The organism is Flavobacterium sp. HTF, from assembly GCF_003105115.1.
Classification (GTDB): Bacteria; Bacteroidota; Bacteroidia; order Flavobacteriales; family Flavobacteriaceae; genus Flavobacterium.
The window spans coordinates 46143-57786 of sequence record NZ_QETH01000007.1; the positions used below are offsets into that span (position 1 = coordinate 46143).

Sequence of the window (11644 nt, forward strand, 5' to 3'; positions counted from 1 at the left end):
TTTATTTTTTGGTTATAAAGGCAATATGCGCGGGAATATTCCCTGCTGTAGTTTTCCATTTTAATTTTCCATCCGGTGTAAAACAGTAGATGTAGCCCGTCACTACATAATTCTGTGCATCGGTGATGTAGATTTCCTTTGTTTCGGGATTGACCTGAAGTCCGTACGGAATCATTATTTTTTTGTCGGTTCCGTCTGTAATAATCTGATCTGCTATTACTTTTTTTGTTTTGGTATCGAGTATGCCATAAGAAATTTTATTGCTGTTGGTGACATAACTCCACGAAACACTGTAATAATAAAGAAGGTCATCGACGAGGCACATTCCTAAAACCGGAATATCGAGCTGCATTTTTTTCTCGTCGGTTTGGGTATCAATTACAAAAAGATTCGAAGGCGTGTTGTAATAATCTCCTCTGGAACTCACATAAATATCTCCGCGGCTGTCAATCTTCATACCGTACAAATTAATGCCGACATCTATTTTTTTTATTTCTGTAAAAGTTTCCAGATCAATTACAGAAACCGTTCGGTCATAATTCGGAACCCTGTACCCTCCGGAATTTGCAACATATAATTTCCCGTTACGAATGACCATTTGTTCCGGCTGATAACCCACATTTACTTTTCTCCTGATTTCTAAAGAAGTCGTATCGATTTCGGCAACAAAACCAACTTCTGCATTTGGGTCAATTGCCACAGGACCGGAATACGAGCTTACATACGCTTTGTCTTTGTAGAAAGTCACATAACGACAATTTGGAATATCGATTTTTTTAATGCGTTTTGCCGTCCATTTATCAATCACTTCAACTTTATTGGAAACATTAATTACCGCATAAACCTTGTTGCCATAGATTTGAATGTCGTTTCCAACATCTCCCAGTTCTTTTACAACATTTGGGTTTCGTTCGGAATAAACATCTGTGGTATAGTTTCCCGTTCTGTAATTGAACACGTCTATACTTGCCCTGTTCATTCCCATATTACCTTCGTTCAGCAAATAAAATCCTTCGATATTGCCATCACTTCGAGGTGCGGCAACACTTACGTCAGAGGAAAGAAAAACGGTTTCTTCTTCCCGGCATGAAACCAGCGAAACGGTTATCAGTAAACCAAATACTATTTTTATAATGTTCCTTTTCATAATTCAACACTGATTATAAATTTGAATGTTCTTCCCGGCATGGGATAATTGTAGATGACTTCATAATGCTGATTGAAAGCATTGTTGACTTCAACCGTACCCTTTAATTTGCATTTACTGAAAGTGAAAGACTTTTGCACCGCCAGATCATGTGTGTACCACGGCTGTACTTCATTCACTTTGATATTATTGACGTTACCGTTATAGCGTTTTCCAACGTAGATAAAACTGTAATTGAAATTCCATGATTCGTAGCCCGCATTTAGAATTCCCGATCCGCTATGCCAGGGTGTGTACGGAATCTGGTCGCCATAAGAAGACAATTCTAATCCGGCAAACTTTGTAAAATCCTGACTTTGTGAATAGGTATAAGTAAGATTTGCAGAAAGATTTACCTTGTCGATGTTTTTTCCGAGATTCAGCACCGTTTCGATTCCTTTTCCTTTTACCTGCCCGATATTGGTCATCATCCAGCGGAATAAATTTCCGGTCGGTGCTGCGACAATTTTATCTTTGGTATTGGTGTAATAGGCATCGGCCTGAAGCGAAAGTTTATCAAAAAAATATTTTCCTGACGGAATAGCATAAGTAAAACCAACATCATACTGGTTCATATATTCCGGTCTTAAAGTACTGGAACCAACCATTGTGTAATACAAATCATTAAAAGTCGGCATCCTGAAAATTCGCTTTGCAAAGGCTCTTAGATTGAAATCATATTTTTTAAAGGGAGTGTAACCGAGGAATAAAGCAGGTGTAAATTCGGTTTTGTTAGGCGCTTTTGCATTGTACCTGACCTCTTCGATCACACGGCTTCCGAGTACATTTCCTAAAACCTTAAAACCTTCATACCGATATGAACTGGCCAGAGAAACAAGTGCCGTATAACGCTGTGGAAAAGAAAACTGCGTCTGGATTCCTCTTCTGGTTGCATTTAATTTATTGTATTGAAAATCAGTTGAGAGCGAAACATCCCAGGTGGGTAAAATGCTGTACATATTAACGGCTGAGAAATAAGCTTCCTGCTGAAAATAACTATCATCCGATTGTGCGCCTTCGGTTACGGTTTCGTCCAAAACGGTCGTTGTATCCCTTGCGATGTAATGTGTGTAATCGTAAGCAAACTTTCCTTTTACCTGAAATTTATATTTTTCAGAAACGTCTTTGACCAGATAAGCCTGTGCGAAAAAATTCTTGTCAGACTGCCTGAATCCATCCGAAAACTTATTTTCTACAATAGCTCCCGGTGCGCCTCTTTCTGAATCATAATAATAGACTTTGGCATCCCAGGTACCGTTATTTAGTTGCCCGTAAACACCCGATTCAAATCGCAAAGCTTCAATATCACTGTTCCAGCGGGTTGCCGTGGTATCATAAGCGATAGTCCCGTCCTGATTATGTCTTTTGTACCTGAATTTATACTGACCATTCGATTTTATATATTCAGAACTGACACTCATGCTTACTTTGTCGCTCAGCTTTTGTTCCCATCTAAAAGAAGGATCATGATAATTGATTGACATGGTTTTATACCGAACGAGTAAATTCGATTTTTTAGAACCCGTAAAAACAGGGCGTTTTGTTTTCATGTAAATGGCAGAAGCCGAAGCAAAATCTTTAGCCGATTGAAAAATTTCGCTCTTTTGACCATTATACATCGTAAGCGATTCCATATCGTCAAGCGAATATTTTCCAAGATCCGTAACGCCGTTTTGGGCATTGCCAAGCTGTATTCCGTCATAAAAAACGCCGACGTGATGCGTTCCCATATTTCGGACATCAACGGTTTTAAGTCCGCCGACACCGCCATAATCCTTGATTTGTGTTCCCGCAAAATAGCGCAGCGCATCGGCCACATTATGGCTTGCCAGATTTTCGAGCAGAACGCCCGAAAGACTTTGAACAGGAATAACTTCCTGATACGGTTTTCCTTTTAAAATAACTTCTTTTAAAACACGCGAGCTATCAGTCACTGCCTGAGAATGAAGCAGAAAAGGAACAACTAAAATAAAAACAGAAAAAAATATTTTTTTTAAACTATACATCACGATTAATTAAATAAACTTTCTGTGATGTAGTAATTATAAAACGTAGAGTTAAGCCCGCTATATTAGCAGGTTACCATCTTTGTCATCAACTTCATACCACGAAAGTTTTAAACTATATGATCGTGGCAGGTCTCCTGACTTGTTCCATCTTTAAACGGCCTTCTCACCCCGCAAGGCGGGACAATGGCATTAGTAATGTTTAAAGACTTTGTGTAGAACTTACAGTAGCGGGTCTGTTCAGGATTTGCACCTGATTCCCTTTTAACTATTTTTTCTGATGAAAAAACAGACCAAAATCAGTCGCAAAGATATAATTGTTATATGGTTCTGCAAGCCGGAATTGCGTTTTTAATAAATTTATGTAATCCGGATCTTAAATTTCAGGGTGTTTTATTGTTGTAATTTAAGACCAAAAATTCTTTATCGAGTCACAAACTAAAGGCCTTTTGGAGATTTAAGCTAAGATTGAAATTTAAAATTTAGCCCGAAGCTTAGAGATGGAATTTGGTCCCGAAGCTTCGGGATGATATTGGAATTTTAAAAAAATTACCAGCTGTATTTTAAAATTAACCGTGCATTAAACGGAGTTCCCGCAGTAAAATGAATTTCTTCTACAGGTTCGGTTTCGCTGGCCAGTCTTGATTCGGTCAGGAATTGTGTTTCTTTCCATTTGGTGTCAAAAATATTGTCAATATTTAGTCCGATTGAGACTTTTTTGATCTGGTAATTCACAGAAAAATCAGTGATACAATATCCTTTTGCCACTACCGAGTTGTCTTCATTTGCCGGACGGTCGCCTAAAAAACGGGTTCTTATACTTCCTGAAAACCCTTTTAAATCTTTTACAGAAAGTCCGCTTGTCAGGGTATTTACGGGAGCAAGAGGCAGATAATCATTCCCTTTAGGTTCATCCATTGTCCTTGCATGTGTATACGTATAATCGGTATTCCAGAATAACCAGTTGGTAAGCTGGTATCTGAATCCAAAATCGAAACCTTTTCTTTGTGTTTTTCCGCTAGGTTCTACAACGGCTTCGTCTCCCACATAGACAAATTCCTGTGCCAGATACAAATACCAAACTGCAGAATTGACAATCATTCTCGGGAATGGTTTCCAGTTAATTCCTAAATCGGCTCCGTATGTTTCCGGAAGGATTTTTTCTCCTTTTTGAGCCACAACTACACGGGTATCGTTACTGTGAAATCCTTTTCCTAATTTGAAGAAATATTGTAGCTTGTCATTTTCTGTATATAAAAAATTCAGTTTCGGGCTCACTATTGCTTTAGTCTGTGTCTGATTGGTATAAGTCGGAGCTAGCTGGTCTTCATAGCCGAATTTGAAATAATCTAAACGTAAACCTGCATTGATCAGCCATTTTCCTGATGTAAAATCAAAACTTGTATAAGAAAACAAATTAGTCTGGTTTACATTTCCTAAACTCAGATAATCTAAAACTGTTTTTCTGTTTAATGTATGCGACAATTCTACATTTTTATTATTGTCATTTCGCAATCCCGCACCCAGTTTAAAACGCCATTTTTCGCTTAATTTCTGATTGTATTCTGACTGAAAGCCCACAATTGTTCTGTTTTCTTTCTGTTTGATCTGGTCTCCGTTTACAGGATCATTTAAGAAAAAAGTAAAATTCGAATACAACTCAAAATCGTATTTACTCAAATAAGCGGTATTTTTTATCTGTGTATTTTCATCAATTTTGGCATCGTACTGCAGATTTAAATTGGTTCTTCCGGTAGTACCGCCTTCATTGGAATCAATGGCTCCGTAATGTGAAATGGTGCCGTCATTTACGGCACGATCCGGAATCTGTCCGCTTGCATCCCACTGGCTTTTGAAATGGGAAACCGATAAGGCAATAAGATTGCCATTAGCCATTTTAGCACTGTATTTCCCAAACAAATTAATTCGGTTAAAGTTCTGTGGCGCATCAAAATAACCATCGGTCATCATGTATTCTCCCGCAATATAGGCCGACTGTTTTTCTTCGTTCAGTAAATTGAACATCGCAACGGTACGGAAAGTATCAAACTGTCCTCCCTCAAAAGAAACAGAACTGTTTTGTAATGCATTTTTGGTATTAAAACCAACATATCCGGCGGTGGTAAAATCTCCTTTTTCGGCAAAATAAGATCCTTTGTCAAAATCGATATTGGCAACGGTTTCGGGGATTACGAAGTGAAGATCTGCATAACCTTGTCCGTGTGCGTGCGAAACCATATTGACCGGCATTCCGTCAACCGTGACATTAATGTCGGTTCCGTGATCGCAGTCAAAACCTCTTAAAAAGATTTGTTCTGCTTTTCCCCCGCCCGCATGCTGTCCGATAAAAAGTCCCGGAACTTTGCGCAATAAATCCTGAGAGTTTGAAACAGGCTGAATTTCAAGATCAATTTTAGAAATTGTATTTAAATATTTTAAGTTATTGCTTATGGTTACTTCTTCCAGTAAAAATGGTTTTTCATCAATTGCAATTGTCATAAAATCAAAAGAAATAATTTTAATTTTCTGAGTAGCAAATCCTTGTTTTGTAATCACTAAGCTGTCATTTATCTGAGCTCCTTCTAAGGTAAATTTTCCGTTTGCATCAGTATGTGCATGTGTTTTGGAATTAAGATCACGGATTAAAACTTCGGACAAGGCTTTTCCGTCGGCATTATTCACGACACCACTTACCGACTGCGCATTACTGTTTAAAATGAAACCAAAAATTAAAAAAAAGAAAAATATTCTCATGAAACTTATGCTTAATTGAGGCGCAAAAATAACCAAATAATAAAATTAGATACCTTTTTCTGAACTGGATTTTTTTCTTGCTTTTCTCTCCAATGGCTGAAAGCATTGGCAATGTTATAATTAATTCAACGAAAAAAGGATGAACAGTATTGTTCATCCTTTTTTTATATAGCTGCTAATCAACAGCTTTTAATTAATTTTTATTTAAATGGAAGGAAAAAGACTTGTTTTGGCAATTTTATCTGATGAAAATTCAACTGACAAACCTTCGCCGTAACTTTCCTGAAAATATTCTAAACGAATTGGCAGCAGTCCTTTCTTTAAAGTTATTTCAGAACTTTTTTCATTGAAGCCGTGTAATCCGTCATTGTCAATAAGCAATTGGTCGTTTATATAAAGTTTACTTCCGTCATCAGAAGAAATATAAAAAGTATATTTTCCGTCTTCTGGGATGTTTATGAATCCATTATAGACCAAACCATAATTATTGGAATCATGTTTAATTTTGTTCAGGTCAAAATCAGGAGCATATCCTTTATCAACTGCAGTAAGTGTACTGAAATCCGGCATTTTACTCCATTTCCCTTTGTACAAACTGTAATTCAGGCCTGTTTTTTTATTATAAAATATTTTTGAAATAACAGAACTGTTAGACCCCTCGCCTGCCGGAACCGCAATCGCATTTACACGCACCGGGACTGCAACTTCAAATGCTTTTGTGTACAGTTGTGAATTGCGTGTCGGAACAGAACCGTCTGTGGTATAATATATTTTATCGGTTCCTTTTTGAATAAATTCAACTTTTGCTTTTGTATCAGATTCTAATTCCGGTGTGTTTGCAAATTCAGGTCTTTCGGCAATTTTTCCATACATTTTAAGTAATTCATAATATGGTTTGTATGCCTTGTTGGCTTCGCTGATGGATTGAATGGTTAAGAGCGCACTGTTCCAACGATTAGAAAAACCATCAATTTCTTTCTTAATATCTGTAATGTTATACTCCAGGTTTTGGCCAAACTGAGAAAGTGACATTATTTCGAAAGGACTGTATAATCCGTCATTCCAATCGTTTAACAAACGAAATGCTTCGAAATTTTTCATGTATTTAATTTGCCCTTTTTTACCTGAAAGCAATTGTTGATCGTAATCCGGGAATTGTACCTCAACAGAAACTTTTGTATTCGTAGAAAATTCAGGTAAATACACACGTGTTTCAAAATCGTTTCCGGCATAGGACCAGCTTCCTGCTTTAGGCTCTTCACTGTATGGAATATTTTGTCCGTTTACCGACACGGTTGTTGGAGGAAATGAACATGGAAAACGTAGTTCATAACCTCTTGAAGTTAACATTCCGGGAAATGATCCTTCTACAGCTCCTATCACAATACTGGTTTTATTGCCTGTTTGTTCTGAAGTTACCGTTGTGTTGGTAAAAGCATTTTTCTTGAAATTATTATTGTTCCCTTCATCTTCATACAGTTTCAGGATTCCTTTTTTGCCCGGATAAAAAGCAAGAATTAGCGGATTTAATGGTTTTTCATCTGTTCTTTCCACTTTTGACTGCATCGGAATAATTGCACCTTCTTTTACAAAAACCGGAATATCACCCAAAGTAAAAGGCATCGTAATTTTTTTACCGCCTTTTATGATGCTTCCGGTACTGGTTTCGTACCATTTACCTTCAGGCAGCCAGGTTTCCTGTGATACGAAAACATTTCCTTTACCGATTGGTTTTGTAATCGGATTCACGATCATATCACGGCCAAACATGTATTGGTTTGGAATAGCATACGAGTTCTCTTCTTTTGGATAATCGTAATACATGGGGTGAACGGTAGAAACTCCTGTTTCATAGGTATTTCTTGCTTCATTATATAAATACGGCACCAGAGAATACCTCATCTGATAAGCTTCTCTCATGATCAGGAAATTATCCAGTGGATAAGCCCAAATACGTCTTTCGTGTTGTGGTGCTGCAGTAGCGTGTGTTCTGAATATTGGACTAAAAACGCCCCACTGAATCCATCTGGTATACAATTCTGCCGTACCCGCATCGCCCTGGTGTCCGCCGATATCGTGACTCCAATATCCAAATCCTACATTGGCTGCCGTAGCCGTAAAATAAGGCTGATAATTTAATGATTCCCAGGAAACATGTGTGTCTCCCGAAAATCCAATCTGATATCTGTGATTTCCAAGTCCGCCCCAACGGTGAAAGATTAGTGGACGTACCTTGTTTTGACGTTCCATATCGCTGTAATGCACATAATTTAAGTAAATCGTTGGATTAACTCCGGGAATATTGGTACTTCCCCATTGCTGCCAGTCCAGCCACCAAAAATCTACGCCCGCATTTTCAATAGGACGCAATACCAGATTCATATAATTGGTTGCAAATTTTTTATCGGTAATATCAAAAGGAACATATTTCTTTGAAGCCGGATCAATTCCCATAGCTTTTGCCATTTCGGGATACACTTCTTCAAAAGGCTGAATTCCTGACGCCGGATGAAGGTTTAAACAGGTTTTAAGGTGTTGTTCATTCGTCCATTTTAAGAATTTTTCAGGAGAAGGAAATAAATTTTTATTCCATGTAAAACCGGTCCATCCCGAATCTTCTCCGGCCTGGTCTCTTTGTCTTTGTCCGTTTTTGAAAAATTCAGGCAATGATTTTACGTGCCAGTCCATATCGATTACAAATACATCCAGAGGCACATCATGCATTTTGAATTCGCTCACCAGGTCACGAAATTCAGTATCAGAGTATTCTCTGTATCGCGACCACCATGCACCAAAGGCAAATCGTGGCGGCATGGCTATTTTACCTGCAATATCGGTGTAGTCTTTCAAAGCTGTTTTATAATCCGAATCATAGGCAAAAAGATATAAATCCTGCGGTTTCTCTCCCGGACGCGCCATAACCCACGGCCACTCTGAATTATCAAAAAGCGGGCGTTCGCTGTCGTCTATCAGATACCAGCCATCACGTGAAATGATTCCTTTTTCCAGTTCCTTTGCGGGACCGTCAACACCGTCTAAAGTACGGGTTGTTCCCAATAAGTTTTTAGTATTGGCCAAACCTGGTTTCCATGAAACAGGTTTACCATTTACCATAAAATCTACACTTAAATTTTTGTCGTTAAAGTTGCCTGAACCTGTTTTGTACTTCAGTTTTACGACATTGGTTACAATTTGCAGTACACCGTTACTTTCTTTTTTGGTAAAAGACGGCACCGGAAGGTTTCGGTTTACAAATGTCAGCGAAGCATTGTCCGTAAACTTACCATCTGAGCTCCATTCCATACGGATTACACGTGGAGAAAGTACTGTAAATCTTGCATTTCCTGAAACTACAACTGCCTGCGGATTGGCTTCAGGTTTATATTCCTGAGCCGATAAAGCTGCGGATGCGAGACAAAAAATTGTAACTAAAAATTGTTTTGTTTTCATATTTTATTTTAAAAATTAATCTTAAATAAATATTTCAAATCATTTCATAAAGCTATCATTTTAATGAGATGATTTGAAATATTTAGTACTTATTCCGGGTTTTATTTTTTAATAAATCGTTTTGTCGTTTTTGTTCCGTCCTTTTCAAAAACAGCAAAATAAATTCCGGTTGCCAAAGCTGAAACATCTATACTGTTTTCTTTTATGATTTGTTGGGAAACCAGACTTCCAGTTTCAGAAAAAACATGAACGCTGATTCCTTTCATTTCAGAACTAAAAAAAAGCGTGTTTTTTACCGGATTAGGATACACATTTACTGCCTCTGCTGCAGTCAGGTTCTGATTTTGTACTGAAGGCTTCGAAAACTGGGCTGTTCCTAAAGTTGTTACTGGTTTTAGCAAGTCCAGTTTCCAGCGTTGCGCATCGTTGTTATTATCAGTCCACTGATGTACATTGGTTCCCGGTTCTGCAAGGTTATTTACAACGTCAAGACACAGATTCGTGTTTTTATGGGTCAGCTTAAAATAACCGTCACTCATCAGTTCAATTTTCCAGCGTTGCGCATCTGTACCCAAATCGGTCCATTGCTGTACATTAGCTCCCGGCTGACTGCTGTTGTTATCTACATCCAGACACTGATTGGTTCCCCTGTGTGTCAATTTATAAAAGCCATCCGATTCTTTTGTAATAACCCAGCGCTGAGCGTCAGTTTCATTGCTGGTATATTGCTGTACATTTGCTCCCTGTTGGATACTTCCATCGCTCACGTCAAGGCTTTGGTTTGTTCCTTTATGTGTCAGCCTGTAAATTCCACCGGAAACAATTGGAACTTCAATCAGATCCAGTTTCCATCTTTGGGCATCATTATTAGCGTTGGGATTATCTGTCCATTGCTGTACATTCGCACCAGACTGACTGCTGTTGTTATCCACATCCAGGCATTGATTAGTTCCCTTGTGAGTCAGCTTAGCATAGCCGTCTGACATGATTTCGATTTTCCAGCGTTGTGCATTGTTACCGCTGTCTGTTGATTGCTGTACATTTGCTCCCTGAACACTGCTGTTCTGAAAAACATCCAGACACTGATTTGTTCCTTTGTGCGTCAGTTTATAAAAACCATCTGCTTCGAGTGTAACCACCCAGCGTTGTGCATCACTGCCGTTATCTGTACTTTGCTGTACGTTTGCTCCCGGCTGATTACTGTTATTAAAAACATCCAGGCATTGATTGGTTCCTTTGTGCGTTAACTTATAAATACCTCCCGAAACAATGCTTTGCGTCGGACAGGATTGATCCGGTATTCTGGGTGCCACACCATAATTGGTCATATTAACAGGTTCAATCAAATCATTCGAATTAAAATACATTCTGTCAATGGCAATTTTCCTGTCTCCTGATGTACCATTTTCGTAACGATGGTAAACGATGTAGTATTCATCACAATTTCCCATTTTTAATACACCATGATGTCCGGGGCCTTTGTCTTCTATATTAGAACTCAATATTTTGCCTCTGTAAGTCCAGGGTCCCATAGGGGAATTGGATGTTGAGTACTGCACATTATAAGTATCATTATACCATGCTCCGTTAGAATAGGTCATGTAGTACACTCCTTTTCGTTTTACCATATAAGGCCCTTCGGTATAATTTTGGGGTGTAATATCCGTAGGGCCAGTGGCTAAAGAAACCATATCTGCGTTTAATTTACGAACTACCATTCTGCTTTTTCCTGATCCTCCATAATAAATATATGCTTGTCCGTCATCGTCAATAAAGACATTGGCGTCAATAATATCATCGGTGTAAGGATCTGTTGCAATAAGCGGTGCCCCAATATCTGTAAAAGGGCCAATAGGTGTATTACCCACTGCCAAGCCTATTTTGGTTTCGGCAGTATAATAGAAATAATATTTATTGTTTCGAAACACCACAGCCGGAGCCCAGCCATTGTATTGTGCCCACGGGCTATCCGGGAAAAGGTCAAAAATAAGACCTTCATCATGCCAGTTGGTCAAATCAGTTGAGGAATAGGCATGAAACTGTGTACCGTAAATGGCAGTGGTATAGATATAATATTTATTGTTGAAGTAATGAATTTCCGGGTCAGCTCCTGTAAACAAAGGATTACCACTCGTCTGTGCCTGTAAAGAACCGGCAAAACTTACAAACATTAAAACTAAGACAAAACGCAGTTTTAATTTATCAATCAGATTATAATTATGTAGTTTTATTTGTATCATAATTGGTA

The 11644-nt window shown here is 38.3% G+C and carries 5 protein-coding genes and 1 riboswitch; all 5 genes read right to left on the minus strand.

Annotated features, from left to right (window positions below; all coding sequences use genetic code 11):
* Position 1: 1 nt before the first annotated feature.
* The 5 genes from DCO46_RS03555 to DCO46_RS03580 all read right to left on the minus strand — a co-directional run bounded on the left by DCO46_RS03555 (position 2) and on the right by DCO46_RS03580 (position 11636).
* Complete coding sequence (locus DCO46_RS03555; RefSeq protein WP_116751203.1) at positions 2-1147, minus strand: YncE family protein; 1146 nt, start codon at positions 1145-1147, stop codon at positions 2-4.
* A complete protein-coding gene (locus tag DCO46_RS03560) occupies positions 1144-3192 on the minus strand; it encodes a TonB-dependent receptor (RefSeq protein WP_116751204.1) in 2049 nt (682 codons plus the stop codon). The genes DCO46_RS03555 and DCO46_RS03560 overlap by 4 nt, the downstream gene beginning before the upstream one ends.
* Before the next feature lie 109 nt (positions 3193-3301).
* Positions 3302-3505: riboswitch (cobalamin riboswitch) on the minus strand.
* Between the two features lie 236 nt (positions 3506-3741).
* Positions 3742-5946, minus strand: coding sequence for a TonB-dependent receptor (locus DCO46_RS03565; protein ID WP_116751205.1), 2205 nt, complete (start codon positions 5944-5946; stop codon positions 3742-3744).
* Between the two features lie 204 nt (positions 5947-6150).
* The gene (locus DCO46_RS03575) at positions 6151-9396 is read right to left on the minus strand and encodes a TIM-barrel domain-containing protein (RefSeq protein ID WP_116751207.1); all 3246 of its coding nucleotides are present in this window, start codon (positions 9394-9396) and stop codon (positions 6151-6153) included.
* A 101-nt stretch (positions 9397-9497) separates the two neighbouring features.
* Positions 9498-11636 (minus strand): RICIN domain-containing protein, encoded by a 2139-nt coding sequence (locus DCO46_RS03580; protein ID WP_165828823.1) that lies wholly within the window; start codon positions 11634-11636, stop codon positions 9498-9500.
* Positions 11637-11644 lie beyond the last annotated feature (8 nt).

Coding starts and splice junctions, on each gene's coding strand:
- DCO46_RS03555 (WP_116751203.1), bottom strand. CDS start 1,147: ATGAAAAGGAACATTATAAAAATAGTATTTGGTTTACTGATAACCGTT.
- DCO46_RS03560 (WP_116751204.1), bottom strand. CDS start 3,192: ATGTATAGTTTAAAAAAAATATTTTTTTCTGTTTTTATTTTAGTTGTT.
- DCO46_RS03565 (WP_116751205.1), bottom strand. CDS start 5,946: ATGAGAATATTTTTCTTTTTTTTAATTTTTGGTTTCATTTTAAACAGT.
- DCO46_RS03575 (WP_116751207.1), bottom strand. CDS start 9,396: ATGAAAACAAAACAATTTTTAGTTACAATTTTTTGTCTCGCATCCGCA.
- DCO46_RS03580 (WP_165828823.1), bottom strand. CDS start 11,636: ATGATACAAATAAAACTACATAATTATAATCTGATTGATAAATTAAAA.